2 tRNA genes and 1 rRNA gene are annotated in these 588 nt (G+C 46.3%); all 3 read left to right on the plus strand.

Features of this window, described 5'->3' with window-relative positions:
* Positions 1–63: ribosomal RNA gene (locus tag AC1RQG_RS27840) — 16S ribosomal RNA — on the plus strand; the annotation flags it as partial.
* Between the two features lie 74 nt (positions 64–137).
* A tRNA-Ile gene (locus AC1RQG_RS27845) sits at positions 138–214 on the plus strand.
* 19 nt (positions 215–233) lie between these two features.
* Positions 234–309 (plus strand) — tRNA-Ala (locus AC1RQG_RS27850).
* Positions 310–588 lie beyond the last annotated feature (279 nt).

Below are 588 nucleotides of genomic sequence, written 5' to 3' on the forward strand. Positions count from 1 at the left end.
GTGACTGGGGTGAAGTCGTAACAAGGTAGCCGTATCGGAAGGTGCGGCTGGATCACCTCCTTTCTAGAGTCGCACTGATCTTCGGATCATCCTCAAGCGTTCACACTTATCGACTGTAAATTAGAAGAACAGCATTTGGGGCTGTAGCTCAGCTGGTTAGAGCACCGTGTTGATAACGCGGGGGTCGTTGGTTCGAGTCCAACCAGCCCTACCAGTTTCGCCTGAATACAAACGGGGGATTAGCTCAGCTGGGAGAGCACCTGCTTTGCAAGCAGGGGGTCGTCGGTTCGATCCCGTCATCCTCCACCAAAAGTTCAAACGTAAGTCAGCCAGGCTTGGTTGCGATTTAGGTTTGATCTTTTAGAGATCAAGTGCTGTATGTTCTTTAACAATCTGGAAGAAGTAAAAGTAAAGATTATTTATTGATCACATTAATCGAAAGATTGCTGTGATGGGTAATGATTGTATGTATCAACAAACGTAACAACATAAGTACTTCTTATTCCTATGGCCGCTCCTTTGTTTAGTCGCAAGGGGCTAAAGTTATAGGGACAAGTGAATAAGTGCACATGGTGGATGCCTTGGCGA

This window comes from Rugamonas sp. GW822-FHT03B10 (genome assembly GCF_058801745.1).